This window comes from Streptomyces chilikensis (assembly GCF_001642695.1).
Lineage (GTDB): Bacteria > Actinomycetota > Actinomycetes > Streptomycetales > Streptomycetaceae > Streptomyces > Streptomyces chilikensis.
Window position 1 is genome coordinate 1 of sequence record NZ_LWCC02000085.1, and the last position, 26869, is coordinate 26869.

Below are 26869 nucleotides of genomic sequence, written 5' to 3' on the forward strand. Positions count from 1 at the left end.
CTCATCACCTCCCTCGCCATGCTCCGCACCAAACACGCAGACCTGCCGTCCCGCAAACACGGCAACCCGCCCCAGTGAGACACCCGGGGCGGGGTACGGCGGCGGGACGGCAACAGCAGGAGAAAGGGTCGGAATGACCAAGCAGGAGCGAGCGACCCGGACCCGGCACGCGCTGATACGGGCGGCGGCGGAGGTCTTCACCGAGGAGGCGTTCGCGTCCGCCTCGCTCTCCTCCGTCAGCGGCCGGGCCGGGGTGAGCAACGGCGCGCTGTACTTCCACTTCAGCAGCAAGAACGCCATGGCGGTCGCGGTGCAGGAGGAGGCGTCCGCACGGCTGGCCGGGCTGACCGCGTCCGCCGAGGCGCGTGGCGGCGAGGCCCTGGACGTCCTGGTCCACGCCACCCATCTGCTGGTGTCGCTGCTGGAGACGGACAGCGTCCTGCGCGCCGGCTTCCGCCTGGCCCACGGCAGGGACGTCGTGGGCGGCGTCGACCTGAGACGGCAGTGGCACCGGTGGGTGGAGGACATGCTGCGGCAGGCCCTGACCGAGGGGCGGATCGCCGTCGACGCCCCGGTCGACGCCGCCGCCTCCGCCGTCGTGGCGCTCACGACGGGGTGGGAACTGCTGAGCTCCCAGGAGCTCGACTGGCTGTCCCCGGACACCGTCACGGCCTTCTGGCAGCTGCTGCTGCCCCGTTTGTCCAACGAGGCGGTCGTTTAACAGACCGCACGGTCTCTTTGTTGGCCGTTCTCGCCACCCTGGACACCCCGGACCCGGCGGGCCGACAGTCGACGCCGATGCGGACCGGCACCCTCCGCACGCCAACTACCAGCGGGTAGACACAAGTTCACCTCGAATAAAAACAGCACGGTCGGTTTCTTATTGACAAACCGCATGTCCTGTTTTTAACCTCAGGTGCTCCCGCGAGCCGTCTGGACGGCTCGTCCGTGCGGGGAGGAGCACCTACACATGCGGCGCATGGAGGAGAAGAGACCATGGACATCTCTGTGCTGGGCGGACTGGTCGTCCGGGAGAACGGCGTCTCCATAGCGCCGACCGCTCCCAAGCCCCGACAGGTACTGGCGCTGCTCGCCTTCAACGCCGACCAGGTGGTGTCCGTCCCCATGCTCTCCGAGGAGCTCTGGGGAGCACGGCCTCCACGCAGTGCCAAGGCCACCCTGCAGACCTACGTGCTGCAGCTGAGGGAACTGATCGCCTCGGCCCTCCTGCACGACCCGGCCGGCACGGCCCCCCGCACGGCGAAGGACGTCCTCGTCACCGCCCCGGGGGGCTACCTGCTGAAGACCGCGAACGCCGACAGCGACGTCCACGAGTTCGAGCGCCTCGCGGGGCTCGGCTACCGCTCCATGGACGCCGGCGACTACACGGCGGCGGCACGGCAGCTGCGCGAGGCGCTGGCCCTGTGGAAGGGGGACGTGCTGACCGACGTGCAGACCGGTCCGCAGCTCGCCCGCGAGGCCCGCAGGCTCGAGGAGAGCCGGCTGTGCGCCCTGGACCAGCGCATCGAGGCCGAACTGAGGATCGGCCGCCACCGGGAGCTGCTGGGCGAGCTGTCCGCCCTGGTCAGCCGTTACCCCACGCACGAGGCGCTGCACGGCCAGTTCATGGTGGCGCTGCACCGCTCCGGCCGGCGCTCCGAGGCGCTGGAGACCTACCAGCGCCTGCGCCGCACCCTCGTCCGCGACCTGGGGCTGGAGCCGTCGCCCGGCATCCGCAAGCTGCAGCGTTCCCTGCTGATGACCGGTCCCGAGCCGGTGGCCCACACGGCGGTCGCCGCCGCGCACGGCGTCGAGCGCCGCGTCCACGCGGGCTGACGCGCTCCGACGGCCCCGCGCGTCCCCTTCCGTCCGACCGTCCTGGAGTTGCCCCCATGCTCAGTGTCCCTCCGCGCCCCGACGCTCCCGAGGGGTCCCTGCTCGCTCTCGTCAACCTCACCGCCGACGTCGTGGCGGTGCTGGCCGACGTGCTGGGGCTGGAGCCCGAGCAGATCAACCCGCGGCAGACCTTCCGGGCCCTCGGCCTCGACTCCATGCTGGCCGTCGAGTTCGTGGCGGACGTCAACCGCCGGTGCGGGACCGCGGTCCAGGTGGGGGCCCTCGCGGACCACCCCACTCCCGTCGCCTTCGCCCGGCACGCCTCGTCCGCCTTCCCCGCCGCCTCCCCGGCGGCCGCGGAGCGCGAGGAAGGGGCGCCGCGGCCCGCGCCGCCGGCGGGCAGGACGACGGGACCCGACGTCCTCGGCGTCCAGCACGTCCTCAAGGAGGAGCTCGCCGCCCTGCTGGCCTGCTCCCCGCACGACATCGACGAGGAGGCCCCCTTCCGTCTCCTGGGCGTCGACTCGATCCTGGGCGCGGAGTTCCTCGCCGCGGTGAACCGCGTGTACGGCACGGCGGAGCGCGGTCCCGTCCTGCAGGACCATCCCACCGTGGCGGCGCTCGCCGCGCGTCTGGCCCGCGTCCTGGCCCCCCGGCCCTGGGACGTCGACTCGGTCCTGGACTTCGTGCGCGACGGACGGCTCGGCATCGACGAGGCAGTGACGCTCCTCTCGCAGCACGGCTGAGGCGAACGGTGATGGACGTACGCGACGTACTGACCCGTTACCGCGACGGGTTGCTGGACCGCGCCGACGCGGCCCACCTGCTCAGCTCCCTGACCGGCGCCACGTCCGAGGCGCGGGAGACACCTCCTGCCCCGGACGACGCCCCGGCACCGCACGGCCCCCCGCCCCGGGCGAGGCTCCGGCAGCGCACCGACCCCGGCGCCGCCGGACCCGGCCCCGTCGGCCCGGACGCCGTCGCCGTCGTCGGCATGGCCGGCCGGTATCCCGGCGCGGACGACCTCGACGCCTTCTGGCGGAGCCTGGGCGAACCGCCGGCCGCCGCCCCGCCCGCGCCCCCGCGGCCCGGCCCCCCGCTGCCCGGACACGCCCTCGGCGCCCGCCTCCTCGGCTCGGTGGCCGAGTTCGACCCGGAGTTCTTCGGGCTCGCCGAGGACGAGGCACGGCTGATGGACCCCCAGGAACGGCTGCTGCTGGAGACCGCCTGGGAAGCCCTCGAACAGGCCGGGCTCACCGGCTCACGGCTGGACGCCCTCACCGGCCTCGACGGACGGGGCCGGGACGTCGGGGTCTTCGTCGGGCTGTCCTCCGCCGACTACCTCCTGCTGGGCGCCGAGGAGTGGGCGCGCGGCGGACGGGAGATGCCCCACAGCGACCCCTGGGGTCCCGCGGGACGTCTGGTGCGGCTGCTCGCCCTCAACGGCCCGCCGCGCAGCGTGTGGGGCTGCGGCCTCACCGCCCTGGAGATGGCGGTGGCGGCCGTGGCCGCCGGGGAGTGCGCGGCCGCCGTGGCCGGCGGGGCGGAACTGCTGCTGCATCCCGCACGCGCCCGGGCCGGCGCCGGCGAAGGAGCGGGCGCCCTGGTGCTGCGGCCCCTGGGGGACGCCCTCACCGACGGGGACCCGGTGCTCGCCGTCGTGCGGACCGCCCCGGCAGGCGCCCGGCCCCTCGTGCAGGAGCCGGAGGCGGCGGCCGCCCGCGAGACCTGTGACGCGGCCGGACGGCGTGTCGGCGACGCCGGCTCCGCCACCGCGATCGCCGCCGTCACCGCGGCGGTGCTGCACCTGGACCGCAACGGACCCGCGCCCGCTCCGGACGACGGGCCGTGCCGCCCCCGCACCTCCCCCCGCCGCGCGGTCGTCGAGCCCGCCCGCCTCCCCGGCGGCGGGACCACCGGATGGGGCGGCCCCGCCCCCCTGGTGCTCGAGGAGTGCCCGCCGCGGCCGGCGGAACCGGCGGCGGACGCCGCCGAGGGCGCGGCCGAGGCGGTCCTGCTCTCCGGACCGACCCCCGGCCACCTGGCGGCGTCGGCGCAGCGGCTGGCCGACTGGCTGGACGCGCGGGACCCGCAGGCCGTCGACCTGCCGGCGCTCGCCGGGGAGCTGCGGCTGCGCAGGCTCTCCGAACCGTGCCGTCTGGCGATGGACGTCCGGGACGTCCCCGGCCTGCGCGCCGCCCTCGAGGCGTTCCTGCGCACCGGCCGGGGCGCGGCCGACCTCCGCAAGGACACCGGTGACCCCCACGGGCTGAGCGGCCTGCCGGAGACGGACGCCTACCTCGCCTCCCTGTGGCGGGCCGGACGCCGGGAGCAGGTGACCGGCCTGTGGCTGTCGGGGGTCCAGGTCCGCTGGCCGGCCCTGGACGCCGGGCGGACGCGCCGCCCGCACGCCGCACCGGCCACCTCGGTGTTCCTGCGGCGCCCCCTGTGGCTGCGCGACGGACGGGAGACCGCCGGATGAGCGCGGCCGCACAGCCGGCGGCCCGCACCGTACGCCTGTGGTTCTGCCCCGACGAGGAGCTGGGGCCCGAGGTCGCCGCGGTGCTGGGCGAGCACTGGCTGGACGACCACGAACGGCGGACCCTCGAGCAGTTCCTGTTCGACCGCGACCGCCGCCAGTACCTGCTCTCCCACGTGCTGGTGCGCCGGGTGCTGGCCCTGGAGTGCGGCGTCCCGGAGAAGGAGGCCGACATCTGGCGTTCCTCCCGGGGCCGGCCGTTCCTGCGCAGACCGGCGGGAGGACTGCCCCGCGACGGCGCGGAACTGGACTTCAACCTCTCCCACGCGGGCGGCCACAGCGCCGTCGGGGTGGTGCGCCGCCACCGGATCGGCGTGGACGTCGAACGGCTCGACCGGGGCGACCAGGGCTTCGACACCATCGTGCAGACCTTCGCGCGCGGCGAGCAGGCCTGGGTCGCCCGGGCCGCCCCCGGGCGGGACCGGGACCAGCGGGTGCTGCGGCTGTGGACGCTGAAGGAGGCGTACACCAAGGCGCGGGGGATGGGGCTGGGCCTGCCCTTCGACAGCTTCTCCTTCCGCCTCGCCGAGGACCGCGGCGTCCTCGGGTTCCGCCCGCCGGACGACGACCACGGGCGCCGGTGGCGGTTCCTGGAACTCGAGCCGGTGCCGGGGGTGCTCGCCGCGGTGGCCGTGATGGCGGAGGAGAACGAGGAACTCGTCCTCGAACTGCGGCACGGCTTCCCCTGGAGCAGGCAGGCCCCGCGGACCCTGTCCGTCCCGGAGTGCGTCGGGTCCGGCTGACCCGCCCGGACCGAGGACCGGTCCGGGTCCCGGGCCCGGTGCCGGCCCGGGACCCGGACGAGGCCGGCGGGGACAGGCCCGCCCGGCCGGGCGCGAGCAATCCTCCAGCGGGCCTCGAACACCCTTCCAGCGGCTCGTCGGACGGTGGAACACACCGATCCGACGAACCGTGGGGAGCGCTGGCCATGGGTGACCTACCGCCGGTCCTCGACGCCCGGCGCGACGCGGCGGACGACGCCGTGGCGGCACCCCGCCGCCGGGCCGGCGGCCCGCCCTGCGGCCCGTCCTGCGGCCCGCCCCGGACCGCGCGCGCCCCGGAGCGCACCACCCCCCTGGACCGCCTGCCGGCGGACACGGACGGCACCCGCCCCCCGGCCGGGGAACCGCTCCTCGGCAAGGACGTCACCGCCGAGTTCGTCCCTGCCGAGGAGGGCGGACGACTGGTCCGGCACGACCTCCTCGCCGCCGCGCTGCGCCCCCTGTTCCGGCACGACGCCGGCCTCGCCCTCGTCCACGCGGTCACCTCGCTGTCCGCCGCGTCGGCGGTGTGGACCGCCGGGACGCCCGGCCAGCGCCGCCGCCTGGCGGACCGGCTGCTGGACGGCGGCCGCCTCGCACTCGTGCCCCCGGAGACCGGGCGGCGGAACACCCCCTGGCCGGGCGGGGTCCGCGCCCGGAGGTCCGCGCGCGCCTACGTGCTGAACGGCGGCACCGACCTGGCCGTCGGACCGGCGGGGGCCGCTTCCTGCCTGGTGTACGCCCGCACGGCCCAGGGCGACGTGCCGCACAGCCACACCGCGCTGCTGCTGGACACCGGGCACCCGTCCGGCCCGGCACGCCCGCCGTACCGGGCGGCCGGGCGCCCCCGCACGACGCCGCACGCCGCACCGTGGGCGAAGGACCGCCCGGTGCCGCTCGACGCCCGGGTGGGCGAGGAGGGCGACGGCGTCCCCCTCGCCCTGCGCACCCTCCCGTTCGGCCGCCTGCTGGTCTGCGACGGCCTCACCGCGGCGGCGGGCACGGTGCTCGGCGAGGCGGTCCGGACCGCGACGGAGAACCGGGCGGGGCCGCCGCGCAACGAGCACCACGCCAGGGCGCTGGCGGGGTTCTTCGCCGACCTGCTGGCCTGTGCGGCGCTGACCGGCGCGGCGCTGCGGGCCACGAGCCTGCTGCCCCGCCAGGCCGCCCTGCCGGCCGCGGCGGCCGGCTGCCTGGTGCCGGAGGTGCTGCGGGACGGCCTGGAGGACCTGTCCACCGTGCTGGGCCCGGTGGACCACCCACGCCCGGGTTCCGCCCCGGCCGGATACGCGCGGCTGAGCCGCCTCCTGCCGGCCGCCCTCGCCGGACCCGACGGCCTCGCCCTCTGCCGGGCGGTCGTCATCCCCTGGCTGAGCGGGGCGGCGACCGGACCCGCCGTAACCGAACCCGACGGGCGGCTGTTCGCCGTGCGGGCCAAACTTCCCCCCGCGGACCTGCGGCAGCTCGGCGCCGGAGGCGGGGACGACGTCCTCGGGGCCGCGCTGGAGGCGTCCGCCGGGCGCCTCGACGGTGCGCGCCGGCTCGGCGGGACGGTGGCGCTGCTCGCCGAACTGGCGCAGGCGTTCCTGACGGAGCTGCGGCTGCTGCGGGAGCGCCTCCCCCGCGCGACGGCCGTGCCCGGCCCGGCCGGGGAGCACGCCCGACGCGTGCTGGCCGACCGCTACGCCGTGACGGCCGCCGCGGCGGCGGTCCTCGGGACCTGGGAGAGCCAGGACGGCGGCGACCCCTTCCTGGCCGATCCGTCATGGGCCGCGCTCGCCCTGTCCCGGCTGCTCGTGCGGATCGGCCGCCCCGCCGCGGGCGCCCAGGCCGACCCGTCGGGGCCGCTCGGCGCCGTGCTCGCGGAGCTGACGGCACGCCGGCACACCGGACGTTCCTACGACATCGACGGGCTGGTGCCGCGCGAGGGGTGAGACGTGCAAGCACACCGATCGCCGTACGTCCCGCGCACCGACCGTGTGGAGGAGCAATGCTGCAGATACTGGGTCTGTCCGCCAGGGCCGAGAGGGTCTACCGCGCCATGCTCGCCCACCCCGGCCACGGCGTCGCCGCCCTGGCCGGGGAGACGTCGCTCGACGTCACCGACGTGAGGGCGGCCCTCGACGAGCTGGGCGACCTGGCCCTGCTGAGGGCGTCCTCCACGGGCGGCAGCGCGCTGCGCCCGGTCAGCCCCGAGGTGGGGCTGACCGCCCTGCTGGCGACCGCCGAGTCGGAGGCGGCGAAGACGCAGGCGCGCATCGAGGCCACCCGGGCGGAGATCGCCGCGATCGCGGCCGAACACGAACGCCACCGCGGGATCGACGGGGCCCTGCGCCTGGAGGGGATCGACGCGGTGCGCATCAGGCTGGAGGAGCTCCAGCGGATGACCCGGTCGGAGGTCCTCTCCCTCAACCCCGGCGGCGCGCACCGCCCCGACGCCCGGGCCGCCGCCCAGCCGCTCAACCAGCAGGCGCTCGAACGGGGCGTGGTGATCCGGGCGATCTGCCGGGACAGTTTCCGCAACGACGCCGACACCCTCGCCTACGCCCAGTGGATGACCGGGCTGGGCGGCTTCATGAGGACCGTGCCCACCGTCCCGCTGCAGATGATCGTGATCGACCGCAAGGTGGTCGTCCTCCCGCTGGATCCCGGTGACCCCAGGGCGGGCGCCCTGGAGGTGCGCAACGCGTCGATGGTCGCGGTGGCGTGCGCGCTCTTCGAGCAGGTCTGGTCCGTGGGCACGCCCTTCGGCGAGGCGCCCCAGGTCGACGACAAGGGGTGCACCCCCGAGGAGATCACGCTGCTCAGGATGATCAGCGAGGGCGACACCGACGAGGCCGCGGCCAGGAAACTGGGCGTCTCGCTGCGCACGGTGCGCAGGCGGATGGCCGAGCTCATGGACCGCCTCGGGGCGTCCAGCCGCTTCCAGGCCGGCGTGAACGCGGCCAGGAGGGGATGGATCTGACGCCCGGTGTCCAACGCCCGACATCTGCCACCCGGTGTCCGCCCCCTGCCGTCCGGCACCCGGGACCCGACGCCCGCCCAGGGCCGGCCCCGCGCGACACCGCCGGGCGCGGGCGCTCCACCGGCGCGGCGGCATCGCGGTGCGCGCCCCCCGGACCGATCCGACGGACGAACCGGCCCGTCACCGGCGCGGCGCACCCCCGGGAATCCGTACCCTGGTGCCCATGCCGACCGTGTCCGAAGCAGCCGCCGACCAGGACGCCTGGAAACGCCGGGACGCCCGCGCGGCGATCGACGACTACCTCGAGCTCCTGCGCCGCGAGGGGTACGCCCTCGCCACCCGCCGACTCCGCGCGATCCTGCTGGGCGAGTTCCTGGAGCACGCCCTCGGCAGGGCGAAGACGGCCGCACTGACCGCCGGTGAGCTCCTGGACCCCGAACGGGCCTCGGCGTGGCTGGAGGCGGCCGCCGAGGGAGCCACCCGCCGGCGCAACACCCTGCGCGGACCGGACGCCCGGGCCGCGGAGGAATCGCAGCGGGCCCGGGTGCAGAGCTACAACTCCCTCGCCGCCCACCTCGGAGCGCCGGACCGCATCGACATGCCCGCGCAGAGCGTCGGCGAACACCTCTCCCCCGACGAGGCCGACCGCCTCCTGCACACCCTCGCCGTCAAACGCCCCACGGGGGCGAACGCGGCGACCAGCATCCGCACCGCCGCGGTCGCCGCACTCGTCGCCGGCACCGGACGCACGGTCCCCGAACTGCACCGGCTGCGCACCGACGACATCGACCTGGACCAGCGGGTCGTCCACCTCGACACCGGCCCCCACCCCCTCGACGCCCGCGCCGTGGAGGTCCTGCGCCGCTGGCTGGACGTCCGCGGCCACATCACCGCCCGTCTGGAGGGCAGCGACCCGGGCCACCTGTGGATCCCCACCAAACCCGGCCGCCCCCGCGACGGCGCCGAAGCCCTCAAGCCGGGCATCAACCGCGCCGCCGTCCGCACCCTCCACGCCGCCCACCGCACCCTGGTCCTGCAACTCCTGGGCCGCCCCGTGCGCCCGGGCGCCCTGCTGCGGCGCGACTGACCGCGGGCCCGAGCGGCCCGGGTGCCGGCCTCAGCTGCTGCCGGCCGCGTCCCGGAAGACGGCGACGAGGTGGTCCGGCATGCGGTAGCCGACGACCTTGCCGAAGCCGGGGCCCTGCGCCTGGACCGGCGGCTCCATGCCCTGGGGCCACCACCCCTCCCGCCCGCCCCGGTCGAGGAGGCGCTTGAGGGCGGCGCTGTGTCCGCGGAGGCTGGTGCCCTCCCCGTCGCGGAGCTCCTCGGCACTGACGTATCCCCCGCGTTCGGCGGCCTCCTTGACGATGCGTCGAGCGCGAGTGGGGAGAGCGAGGTAGTAGCGTCCGGCCCGCTCGGCGGTCCAGGTGGTGTCGACCTCGATGTGCGCCGAGTGGTCGGCGAGAAGCGCGAGGAGCCTCTCCTGGAACTCAGGCGTCGGCTGGTCGACCGTCAGCGTGATCCTCAAGAAACTCTCCCTTACAACAGACCTGGATAGACGAAATCCAAAGAAGGCAACCTACACGGCCGAACCCGGAGTCGCCGCCTCCGTGCACCCTCGCTCGGAACGGTTCCGGCAAGCGCCCTCCGGCCGACGCCTGAACTATCACGGCGTGATAAGCCCGCATCGCCATCTCCCGGAGCCGCCGAGCCCCGAAGCAGGCCGAGGACCTTGCGGGCCACTGGAACCGTCCGGACGTCCGGCGAAAACCTCACCGGTCATGGCCCGCAGGGTTCGAGTTCAGCCGTGTGCTCGACTGCTTCGGACCTTCAGTCCGGCAGGGGAAGCAACCTGCCGCTCCACCGCTCATCGCCGACGTCATCCGGTTGCCTCAGCCTGATATCGAAGGCGTTCTCCACGAGTGCCAGAACGCTGTGCAGGGGCGCGACCTGGCCAGGAACGAGCCCAAGGGGCCTCATGGCGTCATCGAGTCTCGCCGGGTCCTGCCCCGTCGGTTCGATCGCCTGGAGCGTGTGGAAGTCGACGATGACCTCGCCGCCCGCCGCGTACTTGAACCAGTGCATCGGCTTCTCGTTGTAGTGGAGCACCACGGCTTCCGTGCCCGCGGAGACGCGACTCAGGATCCTCTCGTCGAGTCCGTGGACACCGCCCTGTTCCCACGCCCACGTCCACAAGCCGTCGATGCCGCTGGTGACCACGGGTTCTTCCTCGTCGAAAAGGTCGTCACCCAAGTCGTCCGCCCCGTCCACGACGTCGCGAAGCGCCAGCGTCTCCGGGTTCACCCCCATTCGGGTGAGCAGCTCCGCAGGGGGAAGATTCCGCACGAAGGTCAGCGTGTAGATGGGGAAATCGCCCTGCCGGAACACGTCCAGTCCGCGGCCCGTCCCTGTGCTCGTCATGCCGTGGATGCTGCCACGCCCCACCGACACGCCTTCCCGACCGCCGGCCACCCTCCTCTTCGCCATGCTGCCGCTCCGAGCGCCCCGCCCGCCTCACCACGTAGGACACGCTCTCAGCCAGGGGCGTCGATGAGGCTGAGCACCACGGTGGTGATGGTCGAACGGGCGAGTTCCGGGTCGATCGTTCCACGGGCGGCCGCGTGGCCGAGCGCGTCCGCGGCGCCTATGAAGGCGATCGCCGCTTCCTCACCGAGGTCCGCGGCGCCGTCGGCGCTTCGTATGGCCTGCCGGCAGATGTCCACGTAGCGGCGTTCGGATTCCCGCCTGGCCTTCTCGAGGGCGGGTGTGCCGGCCAGCGCGGCCACCACTCCGCTGAGTTCGACGCCCTGGGAGACGACGCACGCGATGTGGGCCGTCGCGATCGCTTCGACCCGCTGCCGCAGATCCGGCGGGGTGCGCGCTATCGCGGCGTGCAGATCGGCGAGGTGTCGCTGGTCGAAGTCCTGGTACAGCGAGAGGAGAAGCTCCGAGCGTGAGGGGAAGTGATCGTAGACGACGGGCTTGGAGACCCCTGCTCTGCTCGCCAGGTACGCGAGCGTGAGCGCGTCGGTGCCTTCGGTGGCGATCACATCGCGGGCGATTCCGACGAGCTGGGCTCGCCGTTCGGTGCTGGAGAGTCGTCGCTCGGCCATGCACGGCAGTCTCTCACCCACCGGTAACCTACTACTAGTAACCTACTGTTGGTAGGTTGCCTTTTGGGAGAACGGAGTTGTCGATGCACGCCTTGCTGGTCGCCACGAACCCGGACCCCCGGTCCCTGACGCATCACGTGCGGGAAAAACTCGAAGCGGCACTCCACCCGGTGTCGGTCGAGACCGCCGACCTGTCCAAGGAGCGGTTCGACCCGACGTACACGCTGGCGGACCGCCGGGCGTACCAAGAGGGTGGCAACCATCCGGCCGACATCGTCCGTGAGCACCGTCGCCTCGAGCGCGCCACCGATCTCGTGCTGATCTTCCCCGTGTACTGGTGGTCGATGCCGGCACTGCTGAAGGGGTGGATAGACCGTGTCTTCGTCAACGGCTGGGCCTTCGAGCACTCCCCCGCTTCAGGCCTCCGGCCGAAACTGGGGGCACTCACCACGCATCTTCTGCCCATCGCCGGCGATGACTCCGGCGCGTACGAACGCCACGGGTACGAGCAAGCGCTGCGGACGCAGATCGAGCACGGAATCGTCGACTACTGCGGCAGCCGGCGCGGTGCCACGGCATTCATCTACGAGTCCGAGCAGGCTTCCTCCGAGGCCACGGCACAAAGTGTCGACCGCGCGGTGCGGATCATCAGCGGGGCCATTCACGCCCGCTCGCGGCCGTTGTCCGAATGAGCCGTCCTCGTCCTGAGCAGGTGCGGGTCAGCAGGGTGTGGACGGCTTGGACGGTGTGCCGATGCGGCGGGTGGAACAGCGGGCTCGCCGCAGGAGCCGCCAGATCTTGAGTGGGGCGAAGGCACCGGCCCGCCGCGACGGTGCCCGCACCCGGACCACCCGTCACCCCTCCTCCCCGGGAGGTCTCGCACGGACGAGAGCCCCGTCCCCGGCACTTCGGCCGGGGCGGGGCTCGTCGGGGGAGTCGGTGTCGGTCTCGGTGTCGGTGGGTCACTCCCCCACGTCGGCGGCGCGCAGGATCTCCGACAGAAGGGCCGGGTCGTTCTGCCGGAACTGCTTGAGGAGGTAGGTGACCATGGTTCCCAGGTCGTGGGGGGCCATCTTCCGCTCGAGGTGCATGCCGACGTAGAGCGGCTGGTCGTACGGCAGCTTCTTGGGCTGCTGGTCCGCATCGGCGCCGGCGCCGACACCGGTGTCCGCCGCTTGGGCGGCACGGGGCTCCGGGACGGCTTCGGCGCTCACCGCAGGGGCGTCGGCCGGCACCGCGACCACCGGCACGGAGGTGGGCGCCGGCGCGGTGGAGGTCTCCCGGTCCACCGCTCCCCCGCCGACCCGCCGCTCCCCCGCCGCCTCGACGGACGTCACCGCCGCCGCTTCCGCACCCGGCTGGGCCGGCGGAACCGGCACCGACCGGTCCGCGGAGGCTACCGCGGTCTCCTCGTCACGAACTATCACGGCGTGATAATCCGCGCCCCTCTCCCCCGTCGTCGCCCCGGCGTCCGCGTCCCGGTCCCGCCGCGCGGCCGCGGCACGCTCGTCCGCCTTGGCCTTCTGCTCCTCCGGCGAGAGCTTCCCCAGGTTGCGGACGTGCTCGACCTTCCGCACACCCTCGACCAGGTCACGCTGCAGCTCCGGGCTCAGCTTCAGCAGCGACAGCTTGCTGGAGATGGTGCCCTGCGGGATGCCGAGCCGCTTCGCCGCCTTGGTCTGCGAGCCGTAGTGGTCGACCAGGGTCTGCAGTGCCTGCGCCTCCTCCAGGTCGGTCATGTCGTCGCGGTGGTAGTTGGCGACGAACGCGGCCTCGAGCAGCGCCTCGTCGCTGCTGACGCGGGCGTTGTCCACGCGTACCGGAATGGTGGCGAGCCCGACCCGGCGGGCGGACTCCAGCCGGCGGTGGCCGTCGATCACGATGTACTGGGCGCCCTCCTCGAGGTCCCCGGCCCGCTCGGGCCGGTCCCGCAGGTAGGCGTCGACCGTGGCGACGACGATCGGCAGGATCACGCCGAGTTCGCGCACGGTCTCGACCGTGTCGTCGAGGTTGCGCAGGTGGTTGCGCGGGTTGTCCGGGTTCTCGCTGATGAGGGGGAGGGGGAGCTCGGTCACCGAGGCCAGCTCGGCGGACTCCCCACCGGTCACCCGCTCGATCGCGGTCCGCCGGGAACTGCGCGCCCCCCGGGCGGCTCCGAACGCGGGGGCGGTCCCCAGCATGTCCGCCTTGCTCATCGGCCCGCTCCCTTCGCGATCTGCCGCATGGCCTCCGCCTGGTCACTGTGCGGTGCGTACGCGAGCAGCGGCCTGCGCATGCGGACCGCCTCCCGCTGCTCCTTCAGATCGCTGATGACGGCGAGGACCGGGGGGTCACCGATGCTCTTCCACTGCTCCAGGGAGCTGGTGGCCACGTAGCCCCGGCGCGAGTCGTAGAGGTTGACGACCAGTCCGAGGTAGTCGATCTCCATCCGCAGGTCCTCGCAGAGGTCCTCGATCTGCTGCGACAGCATCGTGTACGCGGTGGCGGACGAGTCCTCCGCGAGCACCGGGATCAGCACGCCGGAGTGCCCCGCGGCCTCGCCGCGGCGGCGGCGCCCGTAGTACAGGCCGGCGTCCATGGCGATGCCGAGGCTGGGCGGGCAGTCCAGGATGATGACGTCGTACTCCGGCTCGATGGGCCGCAACGCCATCTCCAGCGCCGCCTCCTTCTGGAAGCCCCGCTTCTGCGCGGACAGTATGCCGAGGCTGGAGTCGAGGAGGAACCCGTCGAAGCACGACGGGAGGAGGTGGAGCCGCTTCTCGAAGCGCTCCTCCTCTATCACCGTGACGAGCTCGCGCAGGTCGCCGTCGGACTCACCCCGCATGTGGGCGACGAGACTGTCGTGGTCGGGCTCGATCTGCGGGACCCCGAGCTGCTCGCTGAGGTGGCCCTGCGGGTCGTAGTCGACGAGGAGGACCCGCTTGCCCGCCTCGGCGTAGGCCTGGGCGATGCCCGCGGAGACGGCCGTCTTGCCGACGCCGCCCTTCTGGTTGCAGACGACGATGCGCGCCGGCTCGTCGCCCCGGGCGTCGGAACGGGGGGACGGGTTGGCGTCCAGCCAGACGCGGACCGACTGGGCCAGGCCCTGCGTGTAGGAGACGCCCCGCTCGCCGCAGCTCTCCTTGAACTGGTCGTACAGCCCGGTCGGAAGCCACGTGGAGAACGACCTGGCTCCCGCCGTGTCGATGTCGGGCGCCGGACGACTGCTCGCGCGCCAGTCGTTGACGGCCGTGGTGACGGCGTCCTGGATGTCCAGGCCGAGCTCGGCACATCGGATCTTGAGTTGCTGCTGGAGGGCCGAGGGCAGCTTGGACGCCACCTTTTCCCGGTCTCCATTGGGGTAGGGAGAGGACATGACGTCAGCATACTGACGTCCGTGGGGAAATTGATGCAGCCGTGCCGTTGATTGGTCAGGTTTCGTGCCGGTCCGCGTCCCGCACCTGCCGCGTCGACCGCTCCCATCCGCCCGTCCTGGTCCTGCGTCGCGGTGGAACGGGCCCTCCCGCCTAGGCTCTACTTCATGCCGATCGCGCCGTTGCCTCCCTGCTCGACCGCCGAGCGGGTGTCGCTCGTCGAGCGTCTGAGCGTCCTGCCGTTTCCCGTACGCGAGGGGAACGCCGAGCAGAACGACCCCGGGCACCATCTGGCCGTGCTCCTGGAGAGCCGGGACTTCTGGGACGACCGCAGCGAGGAGGCCGTCGACACCGCCCAGCGCGAGATGGACGCCGAACTCGCCGCGATCAGCGATTCTCTGACCCGGCGTTGGGGAACCTCACGAACCGTCGACCTGTGGCCGTTCACCGGCTGGGACGCATGCGGCGAGGCCGCGCCCCCGGCACCCCAGCCGTTTCTCTCGCTCGCCATGGTCGCGGGTGACGTGCGGGTGTGGCGCGTACCGGAATCCGATCGCTGGGTGGGTCTCGCCGTCGGGCAGGCCGACCCCGAGTGGCCGCTCCAACTGCTCGCGGCGGTCGGCAAGGTTTCCGTTCTCCCCAGCCGGTGAGCGTGGGGCAGATAGAGCCGCACCGGTCCGTCGGCCTCACCCTGCCCGCGCGATTATCACGGCGTGATAGTGCCCGGAGCGGCCGACGTCGCTTCGTGCGCCCAGAGCACTTCGGCGGCTCCGTGATTATCACGCCGTGATATTCGGCCAGGACGGTGTTGCGCGCGGGCTGCCGTAGGCGCGGATGTACGAACCTCCACAGCGAGTGGCATCGGCGCGTTGCCGCGAGCAGACCCAGCGGATCGCGGGCGCCGGTTCGCCGACCGCACCCGGGTCCGGCACACCGCGGTCCACGTCTGCCTGGAGGCAGGACATGGCCGATCGGTGGTCTCCTGGCCCACTCCGGGAACTATCACGGCGTGATAGTTCGCCGCTCCTGGCGTGACATCGTCCACCCGCTCTTGGGCGGATCGCCTCCCTGTACGTGATCCGGAGGCCGCCAGTCCCTGGGTATCGGGCAGGGGTCCAAGAGGCCCCAACAGAAGTCGATGGCGGTATGCCCATCGGCCCGGATGCTCGTGGGCTGTCCGTGAGGAGGAAGAACTCGCGTCCGTGGATCGTGTCGGACGAGCTGTGGTCGCTCATCGAGCCGTTGCTGTCCGAGCCGGGGCCGAAGCTGGTGGCGGGCCGACTGGCGAGGGGCTCAGGGCGGCGCCGGCAAGCACCCCCTGTATTCGCTCACGAAGCGCCTTGAGGCGCCAGTATGACGAGCGCTCCTCCTGCGGGGGATACGGCTCAGGACAGCGTCCGTCGCGCGGGGGAGCGGTTCGGCCCGTGGAGGTGATCCCTGATTGTGGTTGCTTCACGAGGATGAAGTCATGAAGCTGAAGATCTTTCACACACCCCCGCCGGTCAGTGATACCGAGCGACCCGTTCCCCGCTGGGCCATGCGCCTGGCCTACGCGCTTCCGCTGCTTCTGCTGCCGTCGTGTCTGTGGCGGCTGCCCTTCGCCCTGCACTTCGAGATGGGGCAGGTTCATGATGTCGACATGCCGCCCTACTGGGTGAGCATCCCCTACGTCCTCGGGCTCAGCGTGCTGTCGGAAGCGATCGCAGTCTTAACCATCGGGCTGGTCCGGGGCTGGGGAGAGGTGGCGCCCGCCTGGATTCCGATCATCGGTGGCAAACGCATTCGACCGATGGCGGCCGCCGCCCCTGCTGTCCTCGGCGGCCTGATCCTCACCCTGCTGTTCACCAACGTGCCGATCGGCGACGGTCGTAGCCTCACCACCCTGTACGGCATCGTCGACAACGCCGGATACACCAGCGATGCCTGGCAGGCGCTTGCGACGGTGTGCATCACCCCGATCTCCGCATGGGGACCCATCACCATCGCTCTCGGGATCGCCTACTACCGCCGGCGAACCGCGCCGTCGCCGGGGCATAGGCCCTAACGAAGCCGTTGCGGCTGATCGCGATCCGCGATCACGAGCCGGATGCCTCGCTGCCACAGCAGTCGTCGGTCAGATATCACGCCGTGATAATTCGCCTTCCGGTGCGTCTGCGTGCACGTCGTACGATCTGTTGGCAGTCACAGGAGTTGGTGGCCAACGGGGTGAGCCGGAGGACCTCCATGTTTCTCGTCAAGCGTGTGGGCAGCACCGGTCCGAGATTCGATCTTCTTCGTGGAGCATGAGACGGTCTGGTCGTGCCGGAGATGATGGGTGAGCTGGAGAAGGCCTTGGCTGAGGCCTCGTCTCCTTCGTGGTCGCAGCGTGTTCATGCCGGGCGTGACCTTGCTTCCTTCGCCGACGTTCCCGAGGCCGCGGATGCGTTGACGAGGCTGCTGCTGGACGTCGAGGACACGGCAGTGACCCGGCAGACGGCAGAGGCCCTGGCTCGGGTGGGAACGGTGGCCGCAGTGAGGCTCATCGCCCTCTCGGTTGCCGAGGCTGACGACAACCAGGCGGACTGGCTGCAGACCGGGGTGCATGACGCGCTCGTGGGGATGGACGGTGTGCCGGACGTTGCAGCGGTCTGCGGACAGCTCGCCCATGATCCGGAAGAAGCTGTCCGCCGGGGTGCCGCGGAAATCTCGACGTGGACGGACGGCACAAGCCGTTGATCTGAAGTGACCTGCCTGTGGGCTGGTTCGTGCAGGGCCCCGAACGCGGAGTGGAGCATCGCCCGTCCCAGCCGTCGGCTGCCCCTCCGGGGGCGTGTTCGCCCTGGCGGCGTCCCTGCCGGAGGGTCGCGCTCAGGACCTGGCTCTGCCGGCCCCCCACCCCCACCCATGGATCACCGATGCCGAACTATCACGCCGTGATAATCACGCGCCCCTGTTTCCTCCTGGCCGGCTGGAGGGCCACGCGGCAGGTGGCGGCTCGGAGCCGACGCCCGGAATGAGCGGTGTGCTCGTCCCCGCACGGTTCGCGCGCGGTAGCGTCGAAGTGTCAGCTTCACGGGGCCGACGAGGAACGAGGGAGAACCATGCGGAGCCGGCCGGTGCTCGTCTATGACGGAGACTGCGGGTTCTGCAGTCTCTCGGTCGGATTCGCCGAGCGGCTCCTCCGCCCCCGCTGCACGACGACGCCGTGGCAGTTCGCGGATCTGGAGGCACTCGGCGTCACCCAGGAACGTGCCGAGCACGAAGCGCTGTGGGTGACCCCGGCCGGAGCCGTCCACGGCGGATCCCAGGCCGTGGCCAAGCTGCTCCTCAGCGCACGTGGCGGCTGGCCGGTTCTGGGAGCGCTGCTCACCCTGCCCCCCGTCCGGTGGGCCGCTCATGTCGGGTACCGCTTGGTGGCGAACAACCGGTCGCGGCTGCCGGGCAGCACGGCGGCGTGCGCGCCGACGGCCCGGCGCACCACGGACCGGACGGGCTGAACGCGGCGCCCTGGTCACCGCACCCGAGGGTCACCGCACCCGAGCGAGCCGACGGCTTCGCCCGTGGCGGCCATGGGCTCAGGCCGCGCCCTGCTCGCACCGAGCAAGGGCTCCTGGACGCGGCCTGGGCGGCGACGGCCGCCGGTGCGTCACCAGCGGGTGAGGTCGACCAGCCGGGAGCAGTGCGGATCGGCATCCCCCGGTGCGCTTCCTTCCTCCTCGATCAGGGAGGGGAGCGCGGCGAGCAGGGCCGTGAGGGCTCCGGAGAGGCGGACGTCGGCGGCCACCACCGTGGTGTCCTCCTCGCTGTCGCAGTACAGGCGCAGCCGGTCGGGGCCCCGGAGCAGGAAGCCCCGCAGGCGGGGAACGGGCCTCTCCTCGGTCCACGGGTGGACGAGGGTGCGCAGGACGACGAGCGCGTCGTCGTCCTCGTCCGGGCCGGCGGGTTCCACCCCAGCGGGATCCACACGGACGAGCCGCATGCCCATCACCGTGTCCGTGCGGCTGCTGGAGACGATCCGGGTGCCGGTGTGCAGGGCGCGCACCACGCCGAGGAGGTCGTCCGCGCCCACCAAGTCCCCGGCCCCGTCGGCTGCGCGCAGCGGGATCTCCCAGATCGTCGTCTCGTCCGGCTCACCACCGCGCCGGGGGCCCACGACGACGCGGACCGCCTCGGAAGGAGGCGGAGGCGGCAGGACGCCTCGGATGAATCGCCCGTCGGGAAGGGGCACGCGGAAATAGGGGAGCAGGAGGCCGACGATGTCCGCCTGCTGCTCCGCGATGTCGTCATACGTGGGATTCACGGCGCAAAGATGTCACTGGTTGAGCCAGTTCGGGCACCTGTTCATGCCCTTGCAGTAGGCGGTGATGACGCCGATCCGCTGACCGGGGCCGGCGTCGTAGCGCCCGTCCGCGGTCTTGCGGGCGTACTGGGCGATGACGATGACCTGCACCCGCCGGTTGCCGTTCCAGGCGTAGGCCCAGTATTCGAGGCGGGCGCCGCTCTTCCTGTCGGGCTTGCCGTTGATGGCGGCGTTGACGATCCTGCATTTCCTGATGTTGTGCGGGCCGGAGAAGTGCTTCCAGCCCAGCTGGCTGTTTCCGGCACGGGTGGGGACCACCCTGCCGTCCCAGTCCTTCTGCTGGCACTTGACCGTCCTGTCCCAGGCCGGCGCGGCGTGGGCGGGCGTGACGAGGCCTCCGGCGAGAAGGGCAGCTGCGGCGAGGGCGGTTGCCGCCTTGGGCGCGAGCCTGTTCATGGAGCGACTGTGGCACGCGCCTCGGCCGTGGGTCCTTCGTTCCCGGCCCGCGTCACCGGATCGGCGTAACGCCCCGGTGGAGTCGGCCGGTGCCCAGGCGCTGGCCGTGGTAGGGCGGGAGGCTTTCCGCGCCCGGTTCGCGACCGCGCGCCCCACGCCGGGCGCGGGGCCGCGGAAAGGAGGACCGGCGCCCGCACGGGTGGCCGCACGCACCGCCGTCCGACGGCGCCCGGCGGATCCCGCGCGCCCGGCGGGGAGTCACAGCGGCAGCGTTATGCCCAGCTCCCGCATCGCGGTCGACGGGGGACCTCCCTCGGAGCGCTCCGTCTTGTACCCCTTGACGCCCGCGGCCAGGGTCCGCGGGTCGACGGCCTCGGCCGGGGCGCCCTTGGCGTACAGGCCGGTGGGGTCGGCGTCGCGGTCGTGGGGGAGGAGCCAGAAGACGCGGCGGCGGAAGGTCCCGGAGGAGCGGGAGGGCTTGGCGCCGGGTCCGAGGAGGGCGTAGCCGACCATGCGGCCGTCGCGGTGGTAGGCGGGCTTGCCCTTGCGGGTGGGGAGGCGGTCGAGACTCTGCCGGACGTAGTCGAGGTCCTGAGGGTCCTCGAGCCAGACCAGCTCGGTCTCGTGGGCGATCTCCTCCTCGGTGATCAAGGAGCTCACGTCGTTCCCTCACCTTCCTGGTCGGAGAGCAGTCCGATGCCCGGGTAGTACTTGCGCTGGTTGGAGGTCATCATCTGCCTCGGGGAGCTGAGCCCGACCAGTTCGCGGGTGCGGGCCGCGAAGGCACGGGACGTCATGGCGGGCGCGCCCTCGTTCCGGCACCACGCCCGGTAGGCCGCGTAGAGGCCGGACTGTTCGGCCCTCAGGTCGGCGCCCAGGACGCAGCGTTCGTCGTAGAACCGGCCGGTGTGGTCCTCGGTCTCGGCGTAGGCGCTGGTGGCGATGCGGACGCGTTCGGGTCCGGTGAGGTCACGGGCCCCGTTGACGTAGCGGCGGGCGCCGTCGACGAGCCAGCCGAGGATGCCCGGGCCCTCCTCGGTGACGAGGATGTCGGCGAGGTTGTCGATCTTGCGGTCGTCGGAGACGGTCCGTTCGAAGGGGATCAGCCGCATCCGTCGCCAGAAGGCGAAGCCTCCGGTGCCGACCTCGGGGCGGTGGTTGCCCAGCAGCCAGAGCTTGTGGGTGGGCTGGAAGCTGAAGAAGTCCTGCCGCATGCGGCGGGCCTTGATGCGGTCGCCGCCGGTGAGGAGCTTGACGCGGGCCTCGTCGAACTTGTCGCCGTGCTTGACCTCGGAGCAGACGATGACGCGGCGCCCGTGGAGCTCGGCCAGGTCGGTGGGGTGGCCCTCGTAGGGGCGGGCCATCAGGAAGCCGGGCGGGGCCGCGTCGGCGTAGTCGCCGAGGAGTTTCATCAGCACGTCCAGGAGGACGGACTTGCCGTTCTTGCCCTCGCCGAAGAGGAAGGGCAGGATCTGGCCGCCGACGTCGCCGGTGATCGAGTAGCCGAGCAGCAGGTGCAGGAAGTCGATCATCTCCCGGCCCTCGGCGTCGTCGCCGAAGGTGTCGGTGAGGAAGCGGTTCCAGCGGGGCGTGGGGGTGTGGCTGGGGCCGACGGTGGTGGACCGGGAGTGGAAGTCCTTGTTCGGGTCGGGGGCCTTCATCAGGCCGGTGCGCAGGTCGACGATGCCGGCGGGGGTGCACAGGGCGTAGGGGTCGGCGTCGAGGAGCGCGGCGTTGAGGACCATGCCGGGGGCCGACCTGGCCTGCGTGAGCATGGCGTTGATGCCGGTGGTGGACAGGGCGCGGCGGCGGTGCTGCTTGAGGGCGGCGGCCGTGAAGTAACCCCGAGGGTCCTGGTCGGCGATGTTCTCGGCGAGGTCGCCGGCAGCCCACAGGACGGTGTCGTCCTCGTCGATCTGCCAGCGGGTGCCGTCCCAGCGGTACCAGCCGATGCCGGGGACGTGCCGGTAGTCGTTGGCGTAGAGCTTGACGAAGAGTTTGGCGTTGCCCCGGTCGCTGAGGGTGTCCGGGAGCAGCCCGGCGGGCGTGGCCTCCCCGGCGGCGGGGGAGGCCGGCGGCGTGTTCTGGGCGGGCAGCTGGAGCGGTGCCCGGGCGCCGCGGATCTGCGCGGCGACGGCCTCGGCGTCGAAGAGGGTCCCGTTGCCGGGGCCGGGGGGCAGGTTGACGGTCACGGGCGGCGCCCTCGGCTGTAGAGGGGGTGGCGCAGGCCTGCGGCGAGGCCGCTGCGGATGATCTGCTGGGCACGGCGGTCCTGCCCCGGGCGGACGGCCGCGGCGGTGTCGCGGAGGGCCGTCTCCGCGTCCTCGCGGGGCAGGCGTCCGGCGGCGACGAGTCCTCCCAGGGTGTAGGCGGCCCGGTTGAGGGCGTCGGAGAACCCGGTGCCCTCGGATGCCTGCCCGCACGCCCGCACGGGGGCCAGGACGGCCTCCAGGGTGCTTCCGATGCGCTTGGCGCCGCCTCCGGCCGCCAGGACGGCCTGCTGGGCCCTGGGCGGCACCGAGCGGGGCCCCGGGGCCCGCTGGGGGGTGGCGAGGTGTCCGGTGCGCTCGAGCTCCTGGGCGAGCCAGGCGGGGAGCGGGGCGGGGGTGCGGACGTCCCCGACGGGTGTGTAGGCCCCGTCGCGGGTGACGGTGCCGGGGGCGACGATGTAGCCGCCGTGGGCGCGGACGTCGACCTGCCAGGCGAGGGCCCGGCCGGTGCTGGAGCCGGCCGAGCTCTGCCAGCGGCGGCCGTCCGGGACCCGGTACCAGATGTGCATGCCGCCCGAGGGGGTGCGGACGCGCAGGGTGGTGTCGTCCTCGGCGGGGGAGGGCCGGGAGCGCAGCGCGGCCAGGACGGCGAGCGTGTGGAAGCCGTTGGACAGGCCGGTGAGGTCGACGTGGTCGCCGATCGGGATGCCGGGCAGCAGCCGGTCGCGGCTCGGGGGTTCGGTGGCGTGGGCGTCGACATCGACGACGACCAGCCCCGCCGGACCGCAGGCGACTCCGACGCCGAGACCCGACCGGGGGCCCCACCAGTCCCGGATGCGCGCGGGGTCCAGGGTTGCGGCGTGGAATCCGTGGCACCAGCGTCCCTGGGGGAGGCACGGACATTCCGCGGGGGTGTGCGGCGCGGTGCGGCAGCTCGCGCAGTTGGCGGCGGGCGTCTTGCGGCCGGCGGCCAGCGGATGGACGGGCCAGCCCCGCTCGGCGCACCGCAGGGCGATGCCGACGGCGGACGCGGCGACCGGGGGCCGGGAAGCTGACCCGGTTGAGTCGCTGCGAGGAAACCGCAGCTCAGCAGGCACCTGCGCCCCCCATCAGCGACCGAAGCGACTCAACGACGGACACAGCCTAGCGAAGAGTCGCGGCGGCTCCGCGGACCCCTGTGGAAACAGCGCCGGAGACGTGTCGGAGACGCCCGCGGAGCTGAGGACGGAGGGGATCCCCGTCCGGTTCCCGGGGCCTCTGGGACGGCAGCGACCGAAGGGAGAGCGAACAGCGACCGAAGAACTTCGGTCGCTGCTTCAGTCGCTCGACAAAACCGCAGCTCAGAGGCTTGCGGAAGAGAAAACAGCGACTGAAGCGACTCAACTCTTCTATCTATCACGCACACACGCGCGCGCACTAAGGACTGATATACCCCGAAGTTCGGTCGCTTCGGTCGCTGTCCTTCGATGAAATGCGGTCTGACCTGGGGTTTCAGGGAGCGACCGAAGCAGCGACCGAAAGCCGTTCAGTCGCTGTTCTTCAGTCGCTGTGCCCCTCCGAGGACCTCGGAGGGGTCTTTTCATCAGACTGCGCGGGGGAGGAGCAGCGACTGAACGGTCTCGGGCAGCGACTGAACACAGCGACCGAACGGCACGGCGGGTGCCGCGCCCCCGCTGTGCTGCTTTTTCCAGGGGTTCCGGAGGAGCGTCGCTTTGGGTCGCTGCCCGGAGTCGGTGGAGTCGGCGGGAGCCGGCCGTCCGGGCTGTCGGAGCGGGCCGTCATGATGGGGCGCGTGGACTACAGCCTCGTCATCGCCGCCGCACAGGCCGCCGGACCCTGCCCGCCGGGCCAGGAGGCCGACTGGGGCCGACGCGTGCACTCCCTCACCGTCGACCTCCACATGGTCGCCCAGCAGGCCGCGCAGGACATCGCCCGCCTGGAGAGCGCCAAGCGCTTCGTCGCCTTCCTGGAGAAGGTGGAGATCGAGGAGACCAGCCGCCGCGGTCTGCTCACCCTGCGCTCCCCGGGGGGCGACGCCGAGCACATCCGCACCGAACAGCAGGAGACCGACCGCGGCCGCCGCCTGATCGAGCGGGCCCGCTCCCTCGAAGGCCGCTGGGTGCTGGTCTACCGGTACAACGAAGCCGCCGGGGCGACCAGGAGCATCCGCATGCTCGCCCACCTCATGGACCTCGGCGAGGGGGCCCTCACGGTCAATCTGGCCAAGAAGATCCTCCTCGACGACACGGACGGCTCGGTGCCCCGCGCCCAGGCGGCCTGGACCGCCGCGGGGCTCCCGGAGACCGGCAGCATCACCGTGGAGCAGCTCCAGCGGGCCCGGGAGGAGCTCACGCCCTGACGCGGCGCCCGGCGCTTTGGGCACGGCAGGTCCTGAGTGCCCCCGGCAACGCGTACTTCACCCCCCGCCACCCCCGCCGCCCGGCGCGGGCGGCCGTCAGACGATCAGGACCCGGCGTCCGCGCGTGTGACCGGCCCGGCTGTCCACGTGGGCCGCAGCCGCCTCGGCCAGCGGGTAGGCCTTCTCGACCGGGATGTGGAGCTTCCCCCGCGAGATGAGGGCGACCGCCTCGGCGAGCGCCTCCGGCATGCTCCCGGCCGCGCCGGAGAAACGGACACCGAGTCCGGGCTCGCCGAAATCGGCGATGGAGACCACCTTCCGCGGATCCCCGGTCAGCTCGACGAGTTCACGGAGCACGCCCGAGCCGGCCAGATCGAGAGCCGCGTCGACCCGGCCGAGCCGCCGCACCCGTTCGACCCAGCCCTCGCCGTACGTCGTGGCGAGGGCGCCCAAGTCGCGCAGGTAGTCCTGGTTCGCGGCGCCAGCCGTGCCGATCACCGTGATGCCGCGGTTGCGGGCGACCTGCAGCACCGCCGAGCCGACGCCTCCCGACGCACCGCTGACCAGCAGCGTCTCCCCGGGGCGCACACCGACCTCACGGATGACGCGCAGCGCGGTCTCCATCACGGAGGGATATCCGGCGGCCTCCTGGAACGTCAGGCCCTCGGGCATGCGGGCCCAGGCCGACAGCACGGCGAACTCCGCGTAGGTGCTGGAGCCCTCGCCGAACACGTGGTCCCCGACCTCCACGCCTTCGACGCCCTCGCCCACCTCGTCCACCACCCCGGCGGCGTCCTGACCGACCCCGGAGGGCAGCTCGATCGGCCGGACCGCCCGGAACTGGCCTTCACGGATCCGCCAGTCGACGGGGTTCACACCCGCCGCCCGCACGGCCACACGCACCTGACCGGGGCCCGCGTGGGGCTCCTCGGCGTCCACGAGCCGCAGGACGTCCGGACCACCGAACTCGGCAAAACTGATCATCTTCATGCCGTCAACGTAACACTAACGGTTAGTGTTTCGGAACGGATTCACTTATGTCTCTGATAGCGTCAGCGCATGACCGTGCCGCCCGGACGCCGTGAACGAAAGAAGGCCGCGACCCGCCAGAGGATCGCCGACACCGCCCTGCGGCTCTTCCTCGACCGTGGGTACGACGCGGTGGGCATCCGCGACGTGGCCGCCGAGGCGGACGTGGCCGTCACCACGGTCTTCTCCCACTTCGCCTCGAAAGAGGCCCTGGTGTTCGAGCAGGACGAGGACTTCGAGCAGCGCCTGGTCCGGGCGGTCACCGACCGGGCTCCGCACGAGCCGTTCCTGCCGGCGCTGCGCCGTGAGGTCCGGGCCATGGTGCGTCATTGCACGGGCGACGACGCCGCCCCGATCTGGCGCATGGTCGACGCCTCACCGGCCCTGCGGCAGTACGAGGAGTCGATGAGGCTGCGTCACGCGGAGTCGCTGGCCGTGGCCGTCGCTGCCGATCTCGGCCTGGCGCGGACCACGACGGCCTGCCGGGCGATGGCGAGGTTCGTGGCCGACGCCCATGCGCTGGCCCGGGAGGCGGACGATCCGGACACTGCGGTGGACGAGGTCTTCCGGATGATCGAGGCCGCCTGGGACGCCGCCCGCCCCTTTGGGGCCCCTTCCGGCACGGCCGGATCGTAGTCCGGGCCCCGGGCCGGCTCCCGGCAGTCCCCGGTTTCCCGGCGGGCGGTCCGGTGCCCCGGGCATGCTGGTGGCGACCCACAGGAGGAGTTCGAACATGAACACCCATCACGCCATCGACTACATCGAGCTCGGCGTCAAGGACCTCGCGGAGGCGCGGGCGTTCTACGCGGCCGCCTTCGGGTGGACGTTCAACGAGTACGGTCCGGGCTACGCCGGCATCGTCGCCCCTGACGGCGAGGGCGAGGTGGGCGGGCTGAGCACCCTGCGTGAACCGGGGCGGAACGGCCCCCTGGTCCTGCTGTTCTCGCAGGACCTGGACGCCACGGCGGTCGCGGTCACCGCGGCCGGTGGGCACGTGGTGGAGGGCCCCTACCCGTTCCCGGGCGGACGCCGTTTCCACTTCCTGGACCCGAGTGGCAACGAGCTCGGCGTCTGGGCGACGTCCTGAGACCGGCGCGCCCGCGCCGGACCCGCACGGTCAGACGGGCGTGCGGACCAGGTCGCGCACCGCTTCCCACGCCTTGAGGGCCTCCGGTCCGGTGGCGGGGGGCTCGCCGGTGGTGCGGTGGTGGTGCTGGAGGTGGCGGACGGCGGCGGCGAGGTAGCGCTCCAGGCTCTCCTGCTGGAGGGCGGTGGTGCAGTCGTCGAGGACGTATTCCGCTTCGTCGAGCCAGAAGTCGGTGTCGTCGTCGCGGGCCAGGTCCTCGCGGTGGTCGAGGAGGCGCCGGGCGGCGGCCGCGACGAGCGGGTGGCGTTCGGTGGCGGCCTGCCGACGGCGCAGGGCGGCGCGTTCGCGCTCGGCGTGGCGCAGGCGGGCGGCGGCGACGGCTTCGGGAGTGCGGCGGACGGGACGGTCGTGGTCGGTGGCGTCGGTGAGGGTGGCTGCGGCCAGGCGCTGGGCCTTGTTGTAGGCGGCGGAGGGGGTGCGGACGGCCAGGGGGCTGGCGAGCTCGGCCCAGGTGGCGCCGGCGGTGCGGGCGGCTTCGACAGCGCGCCCCTGGTGCAGGTCGGCCTGTTCGCGCAGGTGTTCCCACAGCAGGACGCGGATGAGGGCGGCGCGGCGGCGCGGTTCGGGTGCCGCTTCGTCGAGCTGGGCCGCGTTGCGCTCGGCCCACAGCAGCGCCGCGTAGACCTCGGCGTCGTCGGGCATGCCGTCCGCGCCGCCGGCCGTCTCGTGCACCGTGCGCAGCTCGCCGACCAACGCGTTCGCGTTCACCGGCCCGAGCCGGACGGGCTCGCGGCGCAGCGGTGCGGCGGCGTCGCGGGCGGTCTTCTTCTTCCTCGCCATGAGACCTGATTGTGCTTTCCCGGTGGTGCGGCCGGTGACCCG

28 protein-coding genes and 1 pseudogene are annotated in these 26869 nt (G+C 72.8%); 16 read left to right on the forward strand and 13 right to left on the reverse strand.

Features of this window, described 5'->3' with window-relative positions; all coding sequences use genetic code 11:
• Positions 1–133 precede the first annotated feature (133 nt).
• The 8 genes from A2U95_RS23295 to A2U95_RS23330 all read left to right on the forward strand — a co-directional run bounded on the left by A2U95_RS23295 (position 134) and on the right by A2U95_RS23330 (position 9188).
• Positions 134–721 carry a ScbR family autoregulator-binding transcription factor gene (locus A2U95_RS23295; protein ID WP_166026417.1) on the forward strand — a complete coding sequence of 196 codons (588 nt, stop codon included), beginning with the start codon at positions 134–136 and terminating at the stop codon, positions 719–721.
• A gap of 275 nt (positions 722–996) precedes the next feature.
• Positions 997–1836, forward strand: coding sequence for an AfsR/SARP family transcriptional regulator (locus A2U95_RS23300; RefSeq protein ID WP_166026419.1), 840 nt, complete (start codon positions 997–999; stop codon positions 1834–1836).
• 56 nt (positions 1837–1892) lie between these two features.
• A complete protein-coding gene (locus tag A2U95_RS23305) occupies positions 1893–2582 on the forward strand; it encodes an acyl carrier protein (RefSeq protein WP_166026421.1) in 690 nt (229 codons plus the stop codon).
• An 11-nt stretch (positions 2583–2593) separates the two neighbouring features.
• Positions 2594–4318 carry a beta-ketoacyl synthase N-terminal-like domain-containing protein gene (locus A2U95_RS23310; protein WP_166026423.1) on the forward strand — a complete coding sequence of 575 codons (1725 nt, stop codon included), beginning with the start codon at positions 2594–2596 and terminating at the stop codon, positions 4316–4318.
• Positions 4315–5118 (forward strand): 4'-phosphopantetheinyl transferase family protein, encoded by an 804-nt coding sequence (locus A2U95_RS23315; protein ID WP_166026425.1) that lies wholly within the window; start codon positions 4315–4317, stop codon positions 5116–5118. Before A2U95_RS23310 ends, A2U95_RS23315 begins: the two co-directional genes overlap by 4 nt.
• A gap of 185 nt (positions 5119–5303) precedes the next feature.
• Complete coding sequence (locus tag A2U95_RS23320; RefSeq protein WP_166026427.1) at positions 5304–7070, forward strand: acyl-CoA dehydrogenase family protein; 1767 nt, start codon at positions 5304–5306, stop codon at positions 7068–7070.
• Between the two features lie 56 nt (positions 7071–7126).
• Positions 7127–8101 carry a helix-turn-helix transcriptional regulator gene (locus A2U95_RS23325; protein ID WP_166026429.1) on the forward strand — a complete coding sequence of 325 codons (975 nt, stop codon included), beginning with the start codon at positions 7127–7129 and terminating at the stop codon, positions 8099–8101.
• A 223-nt stretch (positions 8102–8324) separates the two neighbouring features.
• Positions 8325–9188, forward strand: a complete 864-nt coding sequence (locus A2U95_RS23330; RefSeq protein ID WP_166026431.1) for a site-specific integrase — start codon at positions 8325–8327, stop codon at positions 9186–9188.
• Positions 9189–9218: 30 nt separating this feature from the next.
• On the opposite strand, the gene A2U95_RS23335 is transcribed toward A2U95_RS23330, so the two are convergent.
• From A2U95_RS23335 to A2U95_RS23345, 3 genes are all read right to left on the reverse strand, one after another.
• The gene (locus A2U95_RS23335) at positions 9219–9629 is read right to left on the reverse strand and encodes a hypothetical protein (RefSeq protein ID WP_166026434.1); all 411 of its coding nucleotides are present in this window, start codon (positions 9627–9629) and stop codon (positions 9219–9221) included.
• A 302-nt stretch (positions 9630–9931) separates the two neighbouring features.
• The gene (locus tag A2U95_RS23340; RefSeq protein ID WP_240957852.1) at positions 9932–10588 is read right to left on the reverse strand and encodes a DUF6461 domain-containing protein; all 657 of its coding nucleotides are present in this window, start codon (positions 10586–10588) and stop codon (positions 9932–9934) included.
• A gap of 47 nt (positions 10589–10635) precedes the next feature.
• Positions 10636–11214, reverse strand: coding sequence for a TetR/AcrR family transcriptional regulator (locus tag A2U95_RS23345; protein ID WP_166026436.1), 579 nt, complete (start codon positions 11212–11214; stop codon positions 10636–10638).
• Between the two features lie 83 nt (positions 11215–11297).
• On the opposite strand from A2U95_RS23345, the gene A2U95_RS23350 reads away from it, so the two are divergent.
• Entirely contained in the window at positions 11298–11906 is a 609-nt protein-coding gene (locus A2U95_RS23350) for an NAD(P)H-dependent oxidoreductase (RefSeq protein WP_166026438.1), read from the forward strand.
• Here A2U95_RS23350 and A2U95_RS32895 read toward each other — a convergent pair.
• From A2U95_RS32895 to A2U95_RS23365, 3 genes and pseudogenes are all read right to left on the reverse strand, one after another.
• A pseudogene (locus A2U95_RS32895) lies at positions 11863–12059 on the reverse strand (hypothetical protein); the annotation flags it as partial. The gene A2U95_RS23350 and the pseudogene A2U95_RS32895 overlap by 44 nt on opposite strands.
• A 117-nt stretch (positions 12060–12176) precedes the next feature.
• Positions 12177–13409: a ParB/RepB/Spo0J family partition protein gene (locus A2U95_RS32900; protein WP_240957853.1), complete on the reverse strand. Its 1233-nt coding sequence runs from the start codon at positions 13407–13409 to the stop codon at positions 12177–12179.
• A complete protein-coding gene (locus A2U95_RS23365; protein WP_166026440.1) occupies positions 13406–14569 on the reverse strand; it encodes a ParA family protein in 1164 nt (387 codons plus the stop codon). The genes A2U95_RS32900 and A2U95_RS23365 overlap by 4 nt, the downstream gene beginning before the upstream one ends.
• Positions 14570–14734: 165 nt before the next feature.
• Here A2U95_RS23365 and A2U95_RS23370 point away from each other — a divergent pair, with 165 nt between their 5' ends.
• The 4 genes from A2U95_RS23370 (at position 14735) to A2U95_RS23385 (ending at position 18043) form a co-directional block, all read left to right on the forward strand.
• A complete protein-coding gene (locus A2U95_RS23370) occupies positions 14735–15217 on the forward strand; it encodes a hypothetical protein (protein WP_166026442.1) in 483 nt (160 codons plus the stop codon).
• An 818-nt stretch (positions 15218–16035) separates the two neighbouring features.
• On the forward strand, positions 16036–16611 hold the full coding sequence (locus A2U95_RS23375) for a hypothetical protein (RefSeq protein ID WP_166026444.1): 576 nt from the start codon (positions 16036–16038) through the stop codon (positions 16609–16611).
• 263 nt (positions 16612–16874) lie between these two features.
• Positions 16875–17282 carry a HEAT repeat domain-containing protein gene (locus A2U95_RS23380; RefSeq protein ID WP_240957871.1) on the forward strand — a complete coding sequence of 136 codons (408 nt, stop codon included), beginning with the start codon at positions 16875–16877 and terminating at the stop codon, positions 17280–17282.
• 365 nt (positions 17283–17647) lie between these two features.
• Entirely contained in the window at positions 17648–18043 is a 396-nt protein-coding gene (locus tag A2U95_RS23385) for a thiol-disulfide oxidoreductase DCC family protein (RefSeq protein ID WP_166026446.1), read from the forward strand.
• Between the two features lie 149 nt (positions 18044–18192).
• Here A2U95_RS23385 and A2U95_RS23390 read toward each other — a convergent pair whose 3' ends face one another.
• From A2U95_RS23390 to A2U95_RS23410, 5 genes are all read right to left on the reverse strand, one after another.
• Entirely contained in the window at positions 18193–18846 is a 654-nt protein-coding gene (locus tag A2U95_RS23390; RefSeq protein WP_166026449.1) for a hypothetical protein, read from the reverse strand.
• A 12-nt stretch (positions 18847–18858) separates the two neighbouring features.
• Complete coding sequence (locus tag A2U95_RS23395) at positions 18859–19302, reverse strand: hypothetical protein (RefSeq protein ID WP_166026451.1); 444 nt, start codon at positions 19300–19302, stop codon at positions 18859–18861.
• A 258-nt stretch (positions 19303–19560) separates the two neighbouring features.
• Positions 19561–19962 (reverse strand): DUF6009 family protein, encoded by a 402-nt coding sequence (locus tag A2U95_RS23400; RefSeq protein WP_166026454.1) that lies wholly within the window; start codon positions 19960–19962, stop codon positions 19561–19563.
• Positions 19959–21494: a DNA primase family protein gene (locus tag A2U95_RS23405; protein WP_240957860.1), complete on the reverse strand. Its 1536-nt coding sequence runs from the start codon at positions 21492–21494 to the stop codon at positions 19959–19961. The genes A2U95_RS23400 and A2U95_RS23405 overlap by 4 nt, the downstream gene beginning before the upstream one ends.
• Entirely contained in the window at positions 21491–22609 is a 1119-nt protein-coding gene (locus tag A2U95_RS23410) for a bifunctional DNA primase/polymerase (protein ID WP_420857040.1), read from the reverse strand. Before A2U95_RS23410 ends, A2U95_RS23405 begins: the two co-directional genes overlap by 4 nt.
• A gap of 686 nt (positions 22610–23295) precedes the next feature.
• On the opposite strand from A2U95_RS23410, the gene A2U95_RS23415 reads away from it, so the two are divergent.
• Entirely contained in the window at positions 23296–23871 is a 576-nt protein-coding gene (locus A2U95_RS23415) for a hypothetical protein (RefSeq protein WP_420857042.1), read from the forward strand.
• 96 nt (positions 23872–23967) lie between these two features.
• On the opposite strand, the gene A2U95_RS23420 is transcribed toward A2U95_RS23415, so the two are convergent.
• On the reverse strand, positions 23968–24861 hold the full coding sequence (locus A2U95_RS23420) for an NADP-dependent oxidoreductase (protein ID WP_166026458.1): 894 nt from the start codon (positions 24859–24861) through the stop codon (positions 23968–23970).
• Positions 24862–24930: 69 nt separating this feature from the next.
• Between A2U95_RS23420 and A2U95_RS23425 the strand changes: the two genes are divergently transcribed.
• Both A2U95_RS23425 and A2U95_RS23430 read left to right on the forward strand, forming a co-directional pair.
• Complete coding sequence (locus A2U95_RS23425) at positions 24931–25536, forward strand: TetR/AcrR family transcriptional regulator (RefSeq protein ID WP_166026460.1); 606 nt, start codon at positions 24931–24933, stop codon at positions 25534–25536.
• A gap of 97 nt (positions 25537–25633) precedes the next feature.
• Complete coding sequence (locus A2U95_RS23430; protein ID WP_166026462.1) at positions 25634–25987, forward strand: VOC family protein; 354 nt, start codon at positions 25634–25636, stop codon at positions 25985–25987.
• Between the two features lie 30 nt (positions 25988–26017).
• Here the strand turns inward: A2U95_RS23430 and A2U95_RS23435 are convergent, their stop codons facing one another.
• Positions 26018–26827: a hypothetical protein gene (locus A2U95_RS23435; protein WP_166026464.1), complete on the reverse strand. Its 810-nt coding sequence runs from the start codon at positions 26825–26827 to the stop codon at positions 26018–26020.
• Between the last annotated feature and the right edge of the window lie 42 nt (positions 26828–26869).